Annotated in this window: 17 protein-coding genes; 16 read left to right on the top strand and 1 reads right to left on the bottom strand. The window is 28.1% G+C overall.

The window, feature by feature from the left end:
- Positions 1–57: 57 nt before the first annotated feature.
- From typA to ASHG_RS07240, 8 genes are read left to right on the top strand one after another with little or no spacing between them, the layout of a single operon-like run.
- Positions 58–1,884, top strand: a complete 1,827-nt coding sequence (typA, locus tag ASHG_RS07275; RefSeq protein WP_040398621.1) for a translational GTPase TypA — start codon at positions 58–60, stop codon at positions 1,882–1,884.
- Between the two features lie 7 nt (positions 1,885–1,891).
- Complete coding sequence (locus ASHG_RS07270) at positions 1,892–2,332, top strand: hypothetical protein (RefSeq protein ID WP_040398619.1); 441 nt, start codon at positions 1,892–1,894, stop codon at positions 2,330–2,332.
- Between the two features lie 14 nt (positions 2,333–2,346).
- Complete coding sequence (locus ASHG_RS07265; RefSeq protein ID WP_040398618.1) at positions 2,347–2,985, top strand: redox-sensing transcriptional repressor Rex; 639 nt, start codon at positions 2,347–2,349, stop codon at positions 2,983–2,985.
- A gap of 6 nt (positions 2,986–2,991) precedes the next feature.
- Positions 2,992–4,914 (top strand): ribosomal protection-like ABC-F family protein, encoded by a 1,923-nt coding sequence (gene abc-f / locus ASHG_RS07260; RefSeq protein ID WP_040398617.1) that lies wholly within the window; start codon positions 2,992–2,994, stop codon positions 4,912–4,914.
- 53 nt (positions 4,915–4,967) lie between these two features.
- Positions 4,968–5,507 (top strand): alkaline shock response membrane anchor protein AmaP, encoded by a 540-nt coding sequence (amaP, locus tag ASHG_RS07255; RefSeq protein WP_040398615.1) that lies wholly within the window; start codon positions 4,968–4,970, stop codon positions 5,505–5,507.
- A gap of 8 nt (positions 5,508–5,515) precedes the next feature.
- Positions 5,516–5,836, top strand: a complete 321-nt coding sequence (locus ASHG_RS07250; RefSeq protein ID WP_040398614.1) for a DUF2273 domain-containing protein — start codon at positions 5,516–5,518, stop codon at positions 5,834–5,836.
- Between the two features lie 19 nt (positions 5,837–5,855).
- On the top strand, positions 5,856–6,308 hold the full coding sequence (locus ASHG_RS07245) for an Asp23/Gls24 family envelope stress response protein (RefSeq protein ID WP_040398612.1): 453 nt from the start codon (positions 5,856–5,858) through the stop codon (positions 6,306–6,308).
- Positions 6,309–6,359: 51 nt separating this feature from the next.
- Positions 6,360–6,716, top strand: a complete 357-nt coding sequence (locus ASHG_RS07240; RefSeq protein ID WP_040398610.1) for a Spx/MgsR family RNA polymerase-binding regulatory protein — start codon at positions 6,360–6,362, stop codon at positions 6,714–6,716.
- Positions 6,717–6,884: 168 nt separating this feature from the next.
- On the opposite strand, the gene ASHG_RS07235 is transcribed toward ASHG_RS07240, so the two are convergent.
- Complete coding sequence (locus tag ASHG_RS07235; protein ID WP_040398609.1) at positions 6,885–7,508, bottom strand: thiamine diphosphokinase; 624 nt, start codon at positions 7,506–7,508, stop codon at positions 6,885–6,887.
- Between the two features lie 98 nt (positions 7,509–7,606).
- On the opposite strand from ASHG_RS07235, the gene ASHG_RS07230 reads away from it, so the two are divergent.
- From ASHG_RS07230 to ASHG_RS07195, 8 genes are all read left to right on the top strand, one after another.
- Complete coding sequence (locus ASHG_RS07230) at positions 7,607–8,803, top strand: AI-2E family transporter (RefSeq protein WP_040398608.1); 1,197 nt, start codon at positions 7,607–7,609, stop codon at positions 8,801–8,803.
- Positions 8,804–9,424, top strand: a complete 621-nt coding sequence (locus tag ASHG_RS07225) for a hypothetical protein (protein WP_040398606.1) — start codon at positions 8,804–8,806, stop codon at positions 9,422–9,424.
- A 29-nt stretch (positions 9,425–9,453) separates the two neighbouring features.
- A complete protein-coding gene (gene malQ / locus ASHG_RS07220; protein WP_040398605.1) occupies positions 9,454–10,968 on the top strand; it encodes a 4-alpha-glucanotransferase in 1,515 nt (504 codons plus the stop codon).
- On the top strand, positions 10,955–13,318 hold the full coding sequence (locus tag ASHG_RS07215) for a glycogen/starch/alpha-glucan phosphorylase (protein ID WP_040398604.1): 2,364 nt from the start codon (positions 10,955–10,957) through the stop codon (positions 13,316–13,318). Before malQ ends, ASHG_RS07215 begins: the two co-directional genes overlap by 14 nt.
- A 17-nt stretch (positions 13,319–13,335) precedes the next feature.
- A complete protein-coding gene (locus ASHG_RS07210; RefSeq protein WP_040398710.1) occupies positions 13,336–14,130 on the top strand; it encodes a ZIP family metal transporter in 795 nt (264 codons plus the stop codon).
- 652 nt (positions 14,131–14,782) lie between these two features.
- Positions 14,783–15,607, top strand: a complete 825-nt coding sequence (cdaA, locus tag ASHG_RS07205) for a diadenylate cyclase CdaA (RefSeq protein WP_040398603.1) — start codon at positions 14,783–14,785, stop codon at positions 15,605–15,607.
- Complete coding sequence (locus tag ASHG_RS07200; RefSeq protein ID WP_040398601.1) at positions 15,591–16,523, top strand: CdaR family protein; 933 nt, start codon at positions 15,591–15,593, stop codon at positions 16,521–16,523. Before cdaA ends, ASHG_RS07200 begins: the two co-directional genes overlap by 17 nt.
- The gene (locus ASHG_RS07195) at positions 16,523–17,848 is read left to right on the top strand and encodes a CCA tRNA nucleotidyltransferase (protein WP_040398600.1); all 1,326 of its coding nucleotides are present in this window, start codon (positions 16,523–16,525) and stop codon (positions 17,846–17,848) included. The genes ASHG_RS07200 and ASHG_RS07195 overlap by 1 nt, the downstream gene beginning before the upstream one ends.
- The last annotated feature ends 45 nt before the right edge of the window (positions 17,849–17,893 follow it).

Raw genomic sequence — 17,893 nt, 5'->3', positions numbered from 1 at the left:
ATGATATAATAAATTGATGAATAAATAGTTTATAATAGATAAGAAAGAAGTGATTTAATGAAACGTGAAGATATAAGAAATGTTGCAATAATTGCCCATGTAGACCATGGTAAGACAACTTTGGTTGATGGACTTTTAAAAACAAGTGGTATTTTTAGAGAAAATCAAAAAGTTGATGAAAGAGTAATGGATTCAAATTCTATAGAAAAAGAAAGAGGAATTACAATTCTTTCAAAAAATACTGCCATAAATTATAAAGATATAAAAATAAATATTATCGATACTCCAGGACACGCAGATTTTGGTGGAGAAGTTGAAAGAGTTTTGAACATGGCTGAAGCAGTTGTTTTGGTAGTTGATAGTCATGAAGGTCCAATGCCTCAAACAAAATTTGTTTTAAGAAAGGCAATTGAATTAAATCTTCCAGCAATAATTTGTATTAATAAGGTTGATAGGCCAGACCAAAGAGTTGAGGAAGTAATGGATGAAGTCCTAGACTTATTTATCTCACTTGATGCTGACGAATCATATCTTGATTCCCCATTTGTTTTTGCATCAGCAAAACAAGGCTGGGCAAGTCTAGAATTTGGAGAAGAAAAAGAAGATATGACAGATCTTTTGGATACAATTATAGATTATACACCAGCTTTTGAGGCAGAAGAAAATGATCCATTTAAAGTTTTGGTTTCAACAACAGATTATGATAACTATCTTGGAAGAATCGCAATTGGAAAAGTTGAAAGTGGAAAAATCAATAAAAATGATCCATGCATAATTGTAAATTACAATGACAAAGATAGAAAAGTAAAATCGAAAATTGTTACAATTTATGAATTTGAAGGATTACAAAGGAGCGAAGTTGAAGAGGCTTCTTTTGGTTCTATAGTTGCCCTATCAGGTATGGAAGATATAAATATAGGAGATACAATTTGCACTGAAAGTGATATGGACCCTATAGAATTTACAAAAATTTCTGAACCAACTTTATCAATGACTTTTTCTGTAAATAATTCACCATTTGCAGGAAGAGATGGAGATTATGTAACAAGTAGACATTTAAGAGATAGATTATTTAAAGAAAAAGAAACAGATGTATCACTTAGAGTAGAAGCTACAGATTCAACGGAATCATTTAAAGTTTCAGGGAGAGGAGAACTTCATCTTTCAGTATTAATTGAAAATTTAAGAAGAGAAGGTTACGAATTTCAAGTTTCAAAACCTGAAGTAATGTTTAAAAAAGATGAAAATGGAAAAACTTTAGAACCAATAGAACTTGCAACTATAGATGTAGATCAAGAATATACTGGAGCAATTATAGAAAAATTAGGACTTCGTAAGGGAGAACTTGTAGATATGGCTCCAAATTCTTCAGGATATACTAGAATGGTATTTAAAATTCCTGCAAGAGGCCTAATTGGTTATAGACAAGAATTTTTGACGGATACAAAAGGAACTGGAATTTTAAATACAGAATTTGATTCATACGAAAGATATAAAGGAGATATTGCAAAAAGACAAGCAGGATCACTTATTTCATTTGAAACAGGAGTAGCAACTACTTATGGTCTTCATGCAGCTCAATCTAGAGGACAACTTTTTGTAAAACCTCAAGATGAAGTTTATGAAGGAGAAGTTATTGGATCAAATGCAAAAGGCATTGACATTGACGTAAATGTCTGCAAAAAGAAGAAACAAACAAACGTCAGATCATCATCAGCTGATGATGCTTTGGTTTTATCTCCTGCGAAAATAATGAGCGTTGAAGAAATGATGGAATTTGTTGAAGAAGATGAGCTTATTGAAATTACACCTCATAAGCTAAGAATTAGAAAAAGAATCTTAGATAATAATTTAAGATACAAATCTAAGAAATATAATAAGTAGGTGCAAAATGAGAAAAAGATTTGAAAGATTTCTTTCAACATCTTTGCTTTTAAGTGTATTAGTGGTTTTATTATCAAATTTAGCACTAATACTTACAAAAATTAACCCACAAATGATAAATCATATTTGGAATATATCCTTTATTATTTCGTGGGTTATAATGTTAGTTTATCCCCTTTATATTTTGATGGAAAAAAATAGTAGAGGATATTCAATTTTTGTAGCATTAATTAGTGTAGTTGTATTTTGTTTGTTAAGTTTTCATGCTCTACTTGTAATAAGCAATTACACACCACTATTACCAAAATACATAGCAGTTGATGGAAGAATAACAGATTATTGGCAACAAATATTTTACAGTGGTCTAATAATAATGTATTTGATACATATTATTAATTTAATTCTTATAAAAAGATTAAATAATAAAGAAGAAAAAATTGAAAATTAAGGGAGGTTGAGTTTATGAAAAAAGGATTGAGTGTTTCTTTATCAGTTATAAAAAGGTTACCAAAATATTATAGGTATTTAGAAGCTATAAATGAAAAAGGAATTGTAAGGGTTTCATCAAAAGAGCTTTCACAAATTACAGGTCTAACTGCAAGTCAAATTAGGCAAGATTTAAATCATTATGGTTGTTTTGGTCAACAAGGATATGGCTATAATGTAAGAGAATTAATGGATGAGCTTGCAAAAATTATTGGCGTAAATAAAGAATATTCTATGGTAATAATCGGATATGGAAATATTGGGCATGCACTTTTTCAATATAGTGGATTCAAAACTTTAGATTATAATGTTAAAGCAGTTTTTGATAAGAATAATGAACAATTATCAACAGACTCACAAAAAGTTTTATCAACCGATGATCTAAAAGATTATTTAATAGAAAATAAAATTGACATAGGAATAATTACAACTCCAAAAGAGGGGGCTCAAGAAGTATGTGATATTCTTTGTGAAGGAGGAATAAAAGGAATTTGGAACTTCGCACCGGTTGATTTAAAGACAAAAAATAATGTCGTCATAGAAAATGTTCACCTAGATGAATCATTATTTACTTTGACATACTTTATCAACTCACCAGAAGATTTCTCATTCTAGATAATTATGATTGTAGCATCAGTATCAAACTTAGAAAAATCCTACCCAAGAAAAGATGTATTTTCAAATATTTCTTTTACAATAAATAAGGGAGATAAAATAGGATTAATAGGAAATAATGGTTCTGGAAAGTCTACACTATTTAATATATTAACAGGTGAAATTTCAAAAGATAAGGGAAATATTCATATACCTAATGATGTAAGTCTTGGATATTTAAAACAACAACTAGGTCTTATGTCTGATAAAAGTATATATGATTATTGTTTGGATGTTTTTAAAGATCTAATAAATCTTGAAAAAAATATTAGAGATTTGGAAATAAAAATGAGCGAGGAAAAAAATCCAGATAAGCTCGATGAAATAATGAAAGAATACGCGAAAAAAAGCGAAGAGTTTGAAAAAAGAAATGGATATTCTTATAAGTCAGAAATAAGAGGAGTTCTTATTGGTATGGGCTTTGAAGAAGAAGACTTTCAAAAAGAAGTTTCGCTTTTATCAGGAGGACAAAAGGCAAGGGTTGAACTTGCCTGTCTTTTATTGGAAAAACCAGACCTTATTTTATTAGATGAGCCAACTAACCACCTTGATATAAAGGCAATAAATTTTTTAGAAAATTTTGTCAAAAATTTTAAGGGATCAGTTATAGTTATAAGCCACGATAGGTATTTTTTGGATTCGACTGTTTCAAAAATATTTTTGATGGAAAATGGGGCTTTAAAAATTTATAATGGTGATTATACTTCCTTTATGGATCAAAGAAAAAAAGATTTGAAAGTTCAAAATCACCTATATAAATCACAACAAAAAGAAATTAAAAGACAAGAAGAAATAATTGATAGGCTAAAAAATCTTGGTGGTTCAAAAAGAAAAAGAGGAATTTCTCAATCAAGATCCAGACAAAAACTTTTGGATAAGATGGAAAGGATAGAAAAACCTGATAATCTTAACGAATCAATAAATATTAGATTTACACCAAGAATTGTTTCTGGAGTTGATGTATTAAGTGTTGACAAATTGAAAAAATCTTATGATAAAGATATTTTTGAAGATATTTCTTTTAATATTTATAGAAATGATAGGGTAGCAATTATTGGAGAAAATGGTGTAGGAAAAACCACACTTTTTAAAATTATTTTAAATCAAGAAAGAAAAGATGATGGTCAAATAAAGCTTGGATCAAGTGTAAAAGTTGGATATTTTGATCAAGAACAAAAATCTTTAAATACAGAAAATACCTTGTTTGAAGAAATAAGAGAAACTTATCCTGATCTTACAAATTATGAAATTAGATCATATTTGGCAAAGATAATGTTTTATCAAGATGAAGTAGATAAGCCGATAAATGAATTATCAGGAGGCCAAAGGGCAAGAATTTCTCTATTAAAACTTATGCTTTCAGATTGCAATTTTATTTTGATGGATGAGCCAACTAATCATCTTGATATAGATTCAAAAGAAGCTTTGGAAGATGCTCTAATTGCTTATGAGGGGACAGTTCTTGTAATAAGCCACGATAGGTATTTTTTAAATAAAATTGCTGTGAAAATTCTTGATATGCACAAAAATTATATCAAAGAATATTTGGGAAATTACGATTATTATGTAGAAAAATTAAAAGAAGAGTCAATGGAAGATGAGAAAAAAACAGATTTGACTCAAACCCAAATTAAAAAACAAGAAAAAAAGAAAAAATTAAAAAGACTTGAAATAAAAAAAATAAAAGAAAAACTTGAAAAATTAGAAAAAGAAACAAATACTATTGATACGAAAATTCATCAGTTAACTGAACAAAGTTTAAAAGAAGGATTTTATGATGATCAAGAAAAAGTAATTAAAACTTTCGAAAGCATAAAAAATCTTGAAGACAAAAAGCTGAAATTACAAGATAGATGGCTAGAATTATCTTTAGAATTGGAAGAAAATTAAAAAGTTTTGTTTCAAATGATAAAGTGTGGGTAAATTAATATTAAGGAGGATTTATGGGAGGTTTTAAAAAATTTTTGTGGTCTCTAATGACAATAGTATTGATAATAATTGCTGCTGTGCTTGGCACAGTATCTCTTGTAGATGAAGGAATTCGTCATGATTTATTATCATACTTAGAAATCCAAAATTATAGATATGTACTTCTAGGATTTGCAATTGCTGTGTTGGTTTTTGCTATTATTCTTTTAATAGATATTATCGCAAATCAAAATGATAAACGCGAATATTTAGTCGAAGATAATACTGGAGATATTTTTATAACAAAAAATTCATTAGATGCTACAGTAGATTCTGCTGTTAAGAAATTTCAAGGAGCAGAACTTACAGATTCAAAAGTAAAGATAATTAAGGGCAATACTATAGATGCAAATATAAAATGCGATATTTTTGGCGAAAGAGATTTTGAAGATTTAGGAAGAAAAATTCAAGCAGAAGTTGAATTTGCTTTGAAGAATCTTACAGGACTTGAAAATTCAAATGCTCATGTTCAATTAAATAAAGCCCAAAAAAGTCAAGAAAGAGAACTTAGGTAGGTGGTATAATGGACAAAAATAATGAAAATTTAGATTTGAAAAATCAAGAAAATGAAAAAAATGTATCCACCTATGATGTAGAAATGAGAAAGCTAGATATTAAAGAGAGAAAAGAAGAAGAATGCAAAAAATTTAAAGAAGAAAATAAGTACAAAATAATTTCTCTAATTTTAGGAATTGTAACTATTGGATCTTTATTTGATTATGGATTTTTTAGAACTCTCGGTATTTGGATAGTATTAGGTTTTTGCTATTGCTTAGGTGGATGGCTTGACAAAGATCCTAAAGTTATAGGATTTGTAGTTAATTTATTAAAAAAATTTCAATAAATAAGAAAGGAAAAAAATTATGACAGAAAAAACATTTGACAAAGATTACGAAAAAGGACTAGAAAAAGACGCAGAAATTGAACAAGAAGTTTCAAAATTATCTTTTGCTGACAAGGTTGTAGCAAAAATTTCAAGAATTGCTGTAAACAGAGTTGATGGAATATTAGATATGAAAGCAAGCTTTTTTGATTCTGTATCATCAGTTTTCCAATCATCAACAGAACAAGATACATCAGGAGTTGATGTAGAAGTTGGAGAAAAAGAAGCAAAAGTTAATATGCAAATAATCTTAGAATATGGAAAGTCAGCTCCAAGAATATTTGAACAAATCAAAAAAGTTGTTAAAGAAAATGTAAAAGAAATGACAGGTCTTGATGTTGTAACAGTTAATGTTGATGTTGTTGATGTTATGACAAGAGAAGAATACAGGGCAAAAAATTCTGATTCAGAAGACAAAAAGGATAGAAGATAATAATTATTAAGAGACTGATTTTACCAGTCTCTTTTTTTTTAAGGAGAAAAAATGGAAGTTTTATTAATTGGATATAAATCTTGCTCAACTTGTAAGAAAACTGAGAAATTTTTGGAAGAAAAAAATATTTCTTACAAATTTCAAGACGTAAAAGAAGAAAAGCCTGAAAAAGATCAAATAAAAGATCTATATAAAAAAAGTGGTTTAGAAATTAAGAAATTTTTTAATACTTCTGGACAAATTTATAGGAAATTAAATTTGAAAGACAAATTAAAGGATATGTCAGAAGATGAAAAAATAGATCTACTTGCATCAGATGGAATGCTATTAAAAAGGCCAATTATAGTAAATGGCGATGATGTTGTAGTTGGTAGATTAAATATTGAGAAATATTTTGAAAATAATTAATTAAAAATTTTTGATTATTTTAGAAATATTATAAATAATTTAAAATTAAATATTTTAAAATATGTAAAATGATAAAAAAAGCACTTGTAATGGAAAACTAAGATATCAATAATCTTATATTACAAGTGCTTTTAAATGATAAATTGTGTGTTTTTAAATTGATGTCACCTATCTATATACATTTTTATTTTCATAAATTACAAGAATTATTCCCTTATCAAATTCAATTTTAAATTCTTTTCCAACAGGTTCGTTTGACACTCCAAGATGCATGTCATTTTTTAGAGTGAAATTTTTTAATTGGTATTTTAAATTTATTAGATTTAGATTTTCTATTTTTTCTGTCAAAGCAAAAATAGAAACGTAGGTATTTTCTATTTGTTTATTCTCTATGAAATTTTTATTTATTACAAAAACTTTTTGATTTTTGCTTTTTAGTACTATATCAATTCCTTTTTTCTTAAACTCTTCTATTATTTTTATATTTGCTATGGTGTGGGACAATCTTCCCCCCAAAGCTCCATAAACAATAAATTTTTTATATCCTTTTTCTATTCCAATATTTATTGCTGCATATAAATCTGTTTCGTCTTTTTCTGGTTTCAATACGATTTTATTTTCAAAATTAGGTTTTTTTGCTGAATCAAAATCGCCAATTATTAAATTGGGTTTTAGTCCGATTTTTTCTATATAGGTGTAACCCTTATCAGCTCCTATTATATAATCATTATCTTTTACTTTGTCAAAAAAACCATCAAAATTTCCACCAGCAAAAATATAGCATTTTTTCATAATCCACCTCGTCCTTATTATAGCATGGATTTGATAGAATAAAGAAAATTTCTATGGTAAAATGTATGTAAAAGATTAATAAGGAGAGTTAGAAGATAATGAAAAAATTAGACCAAAAGAATTCACAATTATTAAGGGTGATTCTTATTTCTATTTTGGTATTTTTTGCATTTTGGTATATAAAAAATGTAACTAATGCTCTTGCAGTTTTTATAGCTGTAAATCAACCTTTTTTGATTGGATTTATGTTGGCATTTATTATTAATTTGCCTATGAATTTTTTTGAAAAAAAAGTATTTGTAAAAGTATTTAAAACAGAAAAAACTAAAAAGTTAATTCCAGCACTATCATTGATTACTTCATGGATATTATTTATTCTTGGTATTGTTATATTTTTAAATGTTTTGATTCCAAGGATTTCTTCGGCAGTAACAACTTTAATTGAAAGATTTCCAGTATTTTTAAATGATTTTGTAAAACTTTTGAACAAAAATCAAATTACAAAAAGATTTGCTGATGATATACAAAGATATATTAATAGTGTAGATTGGAACAAAACTTTGGTTCAAGTAAGAGACTATTTTATGGGGGAAGCTGGAAATATTTTTGATAAAACAACATCAATAATTAATTCGGTTTCATCTACTCTTGTAACAGTTGTAACTAGTTTGATATTTTCTGTATTCGTATTGATAAATAAGAAAGACTTGAAAATTTTGGCAAATAGGATTATCTATTCACTCTTTAAAAAAGACACAGCTGATGAAATTAATAAGGTTGCAAGCCTATCTTATTCAACCTTTGCATCCTATATAAATTCAAAGGCTCTTTCAAGTTTGATTTTAGGACTTTTGGTTTTAACCGGAATGTTTATTTTAAAAATTCCTTTTGCAGCAATGGCTGCAATTATGGTTGCTATTGCAGATTTTATTCCTTATGTTGGTGCATTAATTGCAACAATTATAATGATGATTTTAATTTTTATAGAATCACCTATTCAATCATTGGTATTTTTGATATTTTTATTAATAGCTCAACAAGTCCAAGGATCGATAATTTATCCAGCTCTTGCTGGAAAAACAATAGGTCTTCCATCAATTTGGGTTATAGTTTCAATAGCAATTGGAGGAAGTTTGTTTGGAGTTGTAGGAATGCTTGTTTCAATTCCAATAGCATCAATTTTATACACATTAATGAATGAGAAAATGGATAAAAAATTAAAAGAAAAAGAAATTTCAAAAGACAAAATAAAAGAATTATCCGAAAAAGTTCACTATAAAAAGGAAGAAAATTAGATGAAGCTAAAAAAATCTAAGATAGGTGAATTTGTTCCAGTTGTTAGGAAAAATAAAATTTTATTTGGTGGTTATCAAAATATGTTAAAAGATATGGGAGTAAGTAAATTTTATAGGGATAGATCTTGTGTGGTAACAGCCTTTACTAATATTTACCTATATCTTTTTAGAAAAAATGAAAAATTTTCTTATGATGAATTTAATGATTATCAATATTGGTTTTTTAAAGTCTTAAAACCAAAAATATATGGAATTCCAACAGCAAGATTACTAGATTTTAAAGTAAATAGGATAAGAAAATCCTATCATTTAAATCTGAAATCTCATATTTTAGAAGATTTACCAATAAAAAGACACTCAATGGAGGAGATAGCTAATTTTATAATAAAGGCCCTAGATCAAGATCTTCCTGTAATATTTTTTAATTGGTTAAGTAATTCAGTAGATGTAATGAAACATCATGGAGTAACAATAACAGAAATTAATAAAAAGGAGGATGACTATATTCTGACTCTTTCTTCTTGGGGAGAAGTTTATAAAGTTTCCTTAAAAAAATTTTTAAATCAACCAAGAACTTACACTGGTTTTATTTATTTTGAAAAAGATGAAATACTAAAATAGGCTTATAAAATTATTAAAAGAGGATTAATATGGCAAAGATAAAAAGATTTAAAAGAGCAAGTGGAGTTGTTATGCCAATTTTTTCTATTCCCTCTGATTATGGAATAGGAGCTTTTGGAAAAGAAGCTTACAAATTGGTAGACTTTTTTTCAAATGCGAATCTTTCCTATTGGCAAATATTGCCTCTAGGACCAACAAGTTATGGAGATAGTCCCTACCAATCATTTTCTTCATTTGCTGGAAATCCATATTTTATAGATTTGGATTTATTAAATGAAGATGGTTTATTAGAAAAAGAAGATTATGAAAATTTAGACTTTGGAAATGATGAAGAAAGTATAGATTATTCTTTAATTTATAATTTAAGATTTAGAGTTTTGAAAAAAGCTTACCAAAAAGCAAAAACAAAATTAAAAGAAGAGATTGAAGAATTTAAAAAAGAAGAAAAATATTGGTTAAAAGATTATTGCCTATATATGGCAATAAAAAAAGATCAACTTGATGTGGCTTGGACAGATTTTCCAGAAGAATTAAAAAATAGGAACAAAGATGCCCTAGAAGAATTTAGAAAAAATCATCTAGATGAAATAAATTTCTATGCCTTTATCCAATATGAATTTTTCAAACAATGGAGAAATTTGAAAGCTTATGCTAATAGAAAACAAATAGAAATAATAGGAGATTTGCCGATATATCTTGCCTTTGATAGTGCTGATACTTGGGCAAATTCCAACATATTAAAATTAGATCCAAAAACAAAAAATCCTACAGTTGTAGCAGCTGTTCCACCAGATGCTTATTCTGAAGATGGACAATTGTGGGGAAATCCAATTTATGATTGGAAAAAATTAAAAGAAAGTGATTTTAAATTTTGGATAGAAAGAATAAGACTTAATTTAAGATTGTATGATTATCTAAGATTAGATCATTTTAGAGGATTTGAAGCTTATTATGAAGTTCCATTCAATGATGAAAATGCAAAATATGGAAGATGGCAAAAAGCTTGTGGAGATGAATTTTTCAAAAAAGTAAATGAAGAATTTAAAGACGCTAAATTTATAGCAGAAGATTTAGGTTTTATAACTGAAGAAGTTGAAAAATTAAAAAATAAAACAGGATATCCTGGAATGAAAGTAATACAATTTGCATTTGGAGACGATTATACTTCTTCATACCTTCCTCACAATTATGAAAAAAACTCAATAGTTTATGGATCAACTCATGATTCAGATACTCTTCAAGGTTGGATTGATAACTTAGATGATGAAAAATTAGAAATGGTTAAAAAGTATTTTAATATAAAAGAAAATGACCAAATAAACTGGGAAATAATTAGGAATTTATTTATGTCGGTTTCAGATATAGCTATATTTCAAATACAAGATTTCTTAGGATATGGAAATGAGGCTAGAATTAATAAACCTGGAATATTGGGAGAAAACTGGAAATGGAGACTTAAAAAAGAAGTTCTAGATGATGAAATTTCTTTAAAAATAAAGGAATTGTCAAAAACATATGGGAGAGATAATTATGAACAAAAATAAATTTATGGAAAATTATATTGAGAATTTGCAAAGAATAACGCTTAAAAATTTTAAAGATACTTCAGATAAAGATAGGTATTTTGCTCTTTGTGATACAATAATGGAATTAATAAACCAAGAATGGAGAAATTGCAAAAATAGGTCAAGAAAATCAAGAAAAGCCTATTATTTTTCGGCAGAATTTTTGGTAGGAAGATCACTTGGGAATAACCTCATAAATCTTGGAATTTATGATGAGGTCAAAGAAATTTTAAACGAACTTGATATAGATTTTGAATCTATAGAAAATTTTGAAGATGATGCTGCTCTTGGAAATGGTGGCCTTGGTAGACTTGCAGCTTGTTTTATGGATTCAGCTGCAACTCAAAAACTTGATATGTATGGTTATGGTGTTAGATATAGGGAAGGATTATTTAAACAAACTATACAAAATGGATTTCAAGTAGAAGAAGGAGATCACTGGATAAAAGATGGTGATGGTTGGTCAATAAGAGTTGAGTCTGATTCAAAAATTGTAAAATTTAGAGACCAAACTGTAAAAGCAGTTCCATATGATATGCCAATGTTAGGTTTTGAAAACGAACAAGTAAATACCCTAAGACTTTGGCAAGCAGAACCATTTGAAGAATTTGATTTTTCATATTTTAATAATTTTCAATATGATAAGGCAGTTGAAGAAAAAAATAGGGCAGAAGATATAACTAGAGTTTTATATCCAAATGATATGCAAAGAGAAGGGAAAGTTTTAAGATTAAAACAACAATACTTTTTCTGTTCAGCATCAATTCAAGATATGGTTTCAAAATATAAACAATACTTTGAACACGACCTACAATTTAAAGAATTTTCAAAATATCATGTAATTCAATTAAATGACACTCACCCAATAATAACAATTCCTGAGCTAATTAGAGTTTTAGTTGATGAAAATGGAATGGAATTTGAAAATGCAGTAGAAATTACAAAAAATACATTTGCTTTTACAAATCATACAGTTTTACAAGAAGCTCTAGAAACATGGCCAAAAGATATAATGCTTGAAGTATGTCCTAGATGTTTTGAAATAATTGAAAAATTAAATGAAAATATTGTAAAAGAATTTAAAGGAAAGGGACTTTCAGAAGAAGCTATTGATCCTTACAGAATTATAAGATTTGATCAAATAAGAATGGCAAACCTTGCAATAGTTATGAGTAAGTCTGTAAATGGAGTTGCAAAACTTCATACACAAATTTTAAAAGATGATACCTTTAACAATTGGTACAAATTAATGCCAGAAAAATTCAATAACAAGACAAATGGTATCACACCAAGAAGATGGTTAGTGTATTCAAATATAAGACTATCAAATTTCATAACAGAAAAATTAGGTAGCGATGATTGGAAATACGATCTTACAAAATTAAAGGGATTAGAAAAATATTTAGATGATGAAAAAACTCTAGAAGAAATAAATAAAATAAAATTTGAAAATAAAAAAGATTTGGCAAAATATATTCTAGAAAATGAAGGAATAAATGTAGATCCAAATTCAATATTTGATATTCAAATAAAAAGAATTCATGAGTACAAAAGACAACATTTAAACCTTCTTCATATAATAAGTCTTTACCATAAACTAAAGAAAAATCCTGACATGGACTTTTATCCTACAACCTTTATTCTTGGAGGAAAAGCAGCACCAGGATATTTTAGGGCAAAGGCAATAATAAAACTTGCAAACGAAATAGCGAGAGTTGTAAATAATGACCCAGATGTAAATGACAAAATAAAAGTAGTATTTGTAAATAACTACAGGGTAAGCTACGGTGAAAAACTATTCCCAGCAGCAGATATATCTGAGCAAATTTCAACAGCAGGAAAAGAAGCCTCAGGAACTGGAAATATGAAATTTATGCTAAACGGAGCCTTAACACTTGGAACTTATGATGGAGCAAATATAGAAATATTTGAAAATGCAGGAGTTGAAAATAATTATTTATTTGGAGCGAAAGTAGAAGAATTAAATAAAATTTATAATTCATACAATCCAAAAGAATTTTATCACAAAAACCAAGATATAAAAGATGCAGTAGATACACTTTTATCAGGAGAGTTAAATGACAATGACTCCTATATGTTCCTTGATATTTATAATTCCTTAATAAATCCACAAGGTGGAGAAAAAGCTGATAATTATTTTGTCCTAAAAGACTTTGAAGACTATAAGAAAACCCACGAAAAAATAAATAAGGAATACACTGATAGACTTGCATGGGCAAGAAAGAGTTTAAAAAATATAGCAAATGCAGGTTACTTCTCATCAGACAGGACAATCCTTGAATACGCAAAAGATATTTGGAAACTTTAAAATTAGAAAGAGAAAAAATGAACAAAGATTTAATAATAGGTTTACTCATACCCTTCCTAGGCACAAGTCTTGGATCGGCAATGGTATACCTAATGAAAAATGAATTATCAACAAAATTACAAAAATCTCTATCAGGATTTGCAGCAGGAGTAATGGTTGCAGCAAGTGTGTGGTCTCTATTAATTCCTGCTATGGAAATGGTAGAAGAAAAAATGGGAAAAATTTCTTGGATTCCAGCAGTAGTTGGATTTGCTGTAGGAATAGTATTCTTATTATTTTTAGATAATGTTGTTCCTCACCAACACGTTGATAGCGATGTGGCAGAAGGTCCAAAAAATGATTCTTTAAGAAAAACAACTATGATGGTTCTTGCAGTTGTAATCCATAATATTCCAGAAGGAATGGCAGTAGGTGTTACTTTTGCAGGAGTTTTATCAGGAAACACAGATTTAACAATGGCAGGAGCTATGGCGCTTTCATTGGGAATTGCAATTCAAAATTTTCCAGAAGGAGCAATAATTTCAATGCCATTAAAAAGTCAAGGAATTGGAAAAAATAAATCATTTATAATGGGAGTTTTGTCAGGAGCAGTAGAGCCAGTAGCAGCTGTTTTAACAATAATATTATCTCAAATAATGATACCAATATTACCATATCTTTTAAGCTTTGCAGCAGGTGCAATGTTTTACGTGGTAGTAGAAGAATTAATTCCAGAAGCAACAGGAGAAGGCGAAGATCACTCAAACTTAGGAGTAATTTGGTTTTCAGTAGGCTTTTCAGTAATGATGATCCTGGATGTGGCATTAGGCTAGAAATTGTGCCGGTGGCACAATTTCTACTAATGCCCCGCGGATTAAGTACGAAGAATTAAAAAAAGTTTTAATTTGGAAACTAAGAAAATTAAGTTTAACGCAACCAAGGAGCATATGCTTGGGCTAGAAAATGTACCAGTGGTACAATTTCTACCAACATCCCGCGGAGTAAAAACGAAGAACTAAACTTCAGTTTTAAAATAGTAAAAAAACTAAATTAAGTAAAACGTGGTCAAAGAGCGTATGTTGTGCTAAAAAATGTACCAGTGGTACAATTTCTACCAACATCCCGCGGAGTAAAAACGAAGAACTAAACTTCAGTTTTAAAATAGTAAAAAAAACTAAATTAAGTAGAACGTGGTCAAAGAGCGTATGATGGGCTAAAAAATGTGCCAGTGGCACATTTTTTACAAACATGCCGCGAAGTAAAAACGAAGAATAAAATTTAAATTACAAAAATAAATAATAGTTGAAACAAAAATTAAAACTAACAAAAACACCAAGCTAAAAGCTTGGTATTTTTTTGTGATTTTTTTCATTAAATTCAATCAGCAAAAAAATTTATCAAATTTAAATTTTATTTTAGCCTTTCTTTTCTACAAAATTTTATAATAAAGTATATAATATATATATATATACTTAGGAGGTGGACATGTCATATTTAGATAATTTTATAGCTTATTTATCTTTGATTAGGATTACAGATATAATTGATATAGCACTGATTGCCTTTATTGCTTATAAATTATTAAAGCTTCTTAGAAATACTAGGGCTGAGCAAGTTATGAAGGGTTTTATTTTTGTTTTATTTTTTGCATCTATTTCAGACATTTTTAATTTGAATACTGTTTCATGGCTTATGAATCAATTTTTTACTGTGTCTTTGGTATTTATTATTGTAGTTTTTCAACCTGAGTTAAGATCTGCTCTTGAAAGAATTGGTAGGGGAAGAAGTTTTTTTGTAAATGATTCCTATAATAAAAATGAGAAGTCTATCGATGAAATTGTTTCTGCTATGAGTTCTTTATCAAGGCAAAAAATTGGTGCCTTGGTTGTAATCGAAAGGGAAGTTGGTCTTAATGATATTATTGAAAGTGGTACTAGTTTAAGATCAGAAATATCAAGCGAGCTTTTAATTAATATTTTCATTCCAAATACTCCTCTTCACGATGGCGCTGTTATTATTAGAAATGATTTGATAGAAGCCGCAGCTTGCTATTTGCCTTTAACAACTAATAATACCTTGTCAAAAGAACTAGGTACTCGTCATAGGGCAGCAATTGGAATTAGTGAAAAAAGTGATTGCCTTGTTGTTGTAGTAAGTGAGGAGACTGGAACAATTTCTCTTGTGAGCAATGGAAATATAAATAGATATTTTGATGAACAATCTCTAAAAGATAGGTTAGTTAAGGAATTAAATTACGATGAAAATAAGTTGAATATGAAAAGGAGGGATGAGAATGAACAACAAAAATGATAGAAAATTAATAGCATTATCAGTTCTTGTGGCTGTCATAATGTGGGCTTATGTTATGACTTCAACTAATCCTTCTTTATCAAAAACTGTAAGAGGCGTACCTTTAACTATAAAGAATCAAGAAGTAATGCAAAAAGAAGGCTATGCTTTGGTAGGAAAAGATGAGATTTCAAGTGTAAATGTTAAAGTTGAAGGTTCTAGATCTGATCTTGCATCTTTATCTTCTGATGATTTAGTTGCAAGTGTAGATTTGGGGGTTCCAACTGAAGGAGTAAAAACTTTAAATATAAAAGTAGATGGACCTTCAGGAATTAAGGTTGAAAGCACAAATCCATCAAATGTTAATTTTAAAATTGAAAAAATTGTAAAAAAAGATCTTCCAGTTGAAATTAAAATTCCTGATAAGTTAAAAGAATCTAAGATAATAAATGTGAGCGAACAATCAACAAAGAAAATTACAGTTTCAGGTCTTAGAAAAAATATTGATAAGGTTGATAAAATTATTTTAAATATTGGAAAAGATGAATATTTAGATGGTAAAATTCATGATATTGAAGCAAGGCCTGTTGATAAAATTGGTAAAACAGTCGCAAATGTAGACTTATCTCAAAATGATGTTTCAATTTCTTTTGATGTATTACAAAGTAAAGAAGTTGAAATAGAATTAGATTATGAAGAGTCTCTTCCAAAAAATATGGAAGTTATAGAAAAAAAATATTCTCCTAATAAAGTCGTAATAAAGGGTGAAAAAAGTATTATAGATAAAATCGATAAGATTAAGACAGAAAAAATTGATCTTACAAATTTAAAAAACAATGAATTTGAGAAAAGCCTAGAATTAGTTGTGCCGGAAGCAGTAGAAATTAATGACGGAGATAATTTTATAAATGTTTATATAAAAATAGGAAAGAAATAATGTCTTATGAATATTTAGCTAAAAGATTAGAAAATGAAGGATTTGAAACTTATCTAGTTGGAGGAGCTGTAAGGGATAGGCTTCTTGGAAAAGAAATACATGATATTGATCTTACGACAAGGGCAAGACCAAATGATATAATGAGAATTTTTTCCGATTTAAAATTAATTGATATTGGGAAAAAATTTGGAACAATTAAAGTTATTTATAAGTCAAAAGAATATGAAATTACTAGCTTTAGAAGCGAATCAACCTATAAAGATAGAAGACATCCAGAAAAAATTTCCTTTTCAGACTCAATAGATGAAGATTTAAAAAGAAGAGATTTTACAATAAATGCTATGGCTTTTAGAAATGGCGAACTTATTGATTTATTTGGTGGAAAAAAAGACCTACAAAATAAATTGATTAGGGCTGTAGGAAATCCCTATGAAAGAATTAAAGAAGACTATTTAAGAGCAATTAGAGCAGTAAGATTTGCAACAATCCTAGATTTTGAAATTGAAAGTGAATTAAAAAAAGCTATAAGTCAAATGGCAAGTCATATAGAAGATATTTCAAAAGAAAGAATTAGCGATGAAGTTGATAAAATTTTATTAGCAGATAATCCTTCAAGAGGGATTAGACTTTTGGATGATCTTTATCTTTTAGAATATATTTTTCCAGAAGTAAAAAAAATGCTTGGCTTTGACCAACATTCATCTCACCACAATCTAGATTTATTTGAACATTCTATGAAGGTTTTGGAAATCTCTTCCAAAAATCTAAAAACTAGAATGGCAGCCTTATTTCATGATACAGGAAAAATTGATACATTCTTTATAGATAAAAATGGAGAGGGTAGATTTTTTGGCCACCAAGAAATTTCTGAAAAAATAATTAGAAAAAGACTAAAAATTTTAAAATATCCAAAAAAATTTATTGAAAATACTGCAATTTTGGTTAGAAGACATATGGACAACACTAATACTTATACTAAAAAGTCTGTAAGAAAACTTCTTAGAAAAGTTGGAGAAGAAAATATTTATGATCTTTTTGACCTCCAAAAAGCAGATGTTTTAGCAACAGCCCATGACAATACAGAAAATATTATTTTGGCAAAAAAATTTCTAGAGGAAATTTTAAATTCTGATGTTCCAAGCAAGGAAGATCAGATAGATTTTTCTGGAAAAGATTTAATAGAATTAGGTTTTGAAGAAGGAAAAGAACTTGGTATGATATTAAAGGAAATTTATTCATTGGTAATGGATGAAAAATTAATAAATAAAAAAAGTGAAATCATCAAATATATAAAAAATAAATATATTAATCTTGATAGAAATTAGTACAAGTAGTATATTAAACTAATGAGTATGTAGTGTTTTAGGAGG

It is taken from the genome of Anaerococcus senegalensis JC48, assembly GCF_000321005.1.
GTDB classification, from domain to species: domain Bacteria; phylum Bacillota; class Clostridia; order Tissierellales; family Peptoniphilaceae; genus Anaerococcus; species Anaerococcus senegalensis.
Note: the sequence above shows the minus strand (reverse complement) of the source record. Positions and strands in the feature narration are given on the sequence as shown.

Excerpts from the sequence above, each read along its gene's own strand:
- malQ (WP_040398605.1), top strand. The coding sequence starts at position 9,454 with ATGGCAAAGATAAAAAGATTTAAAAGAGCAAGTGGAGTTGTTATGCCA.
- ASHG_RS07215 (WP_040398604.1), top strand. The coding sequence starts at position 10,955 with ATGAACAAAAATAAATTTATGGAAAATTATATTGAGAATTTGCAAAGA.
- ASHG_RS07245 (WP_040398612.1), top strand. The coding sequence starts at position 5,856 with ATGACAGAAAAAACATTTGACAAAGATTACGAAAAAGGACTAGAAAAA.
- amaP (WP_040398615.1), top strand. The coding sequence starts at position 4,968 with ATGGGAGGTTTTAAAAAATTTTTGTGGTCTCTAATGACAATAGTATTG.
- ASHG_RS07195 (WP_040398600.1), top strand. The coding sequence starts at position 16,523 with ATGTCTTATGAATATTTAGCTAAAAGATTAGAAAATGAAGGATTTGAA.
- ASHG_RS07225 (WP_040398606.1), top strand. The coding sequence starts at position 8,804 with ATGAAGCTAAAAAAATCTAAGATAGGTGAATTTGTTCCAGTTGTTAGG.
- ASHG_RS07240 (WP_040398610.1), top strand. The coding sequence starts at position 6,360 with ATGGAAGTTTTATTAATTGGATATAAATCTTGCTCAACTTGTAAGAAA.
- ASHG_RS07265 (WP_040398618.1), top strand. The coding sequence starts at position 2,347 with ATGAAAAAAGGATTGAGTGTTTCTTTATCAGTTATAAAAAGGTTACCA.
- cdaA (WP_040398603.1), top strand. The coding sequence starts at position 14,783 with ATGTCATATTTAGATAATTTTATAGCTTATTTATCTTTGATTAGGATT.
- abc-f (WP_040398617.1), top strand. The coding sequence starts at position 2,992 with ATGATTGTAGCATCAGTATCAAACTTAGAAAAATCCTACCCAAGAAAA.
- ASHG_RS07235 (WP_040398609.1), bottom strand. The coding sequence starts at position 7,508 with ATGAAAAAATGCTATATTTTTGCTGGTGGAAATTTTGATGGTTTTTTT.
- ASHG_RS07210 (WP_040398710.1), top strand. The coding sequence starts at position 13,336 with ATGAACAAAGATTTAATAATAGGTTTACTCATACCCTTCCTAGGCACA.
- ASHG_RS07270 (WP_040398619.1), top strand. The coding sequence starts at position 1,892 with ATGAGAAAAAGATTTGAAAGATTTCTTTCAACATCTTTGCTTTTAAGT.
- ASHG_RS07230 (WP_040398608.1), top strand. The coding sequence starts at position 7,607 with ATGAAAAAATTAGACCAAAAGAATTCACAATTATTAAGGGTGATTCTT.
- ASHG_RS07250 (WP_040398614.1), top strand. The coding sequence starts at position 5,516 with ATGGACAAAAATAATGAAAATTTAGATTTGAAAAATCAAGAAAATGAA.
- ASHG_RS07200 (WP_040398601.1), top strand. The coding sequence starts at position 15,591 with ATGAACAACAAAAATGATAGAAAATTAATAGCATTATCAGTTCTTGTG.
- typA (WP_040398621.1), top strand. The coding sequence starts at position 58 with ATGAAACGTGAAGATATAAGAAATGTTGCAATAATTGCCCATGTAGAC.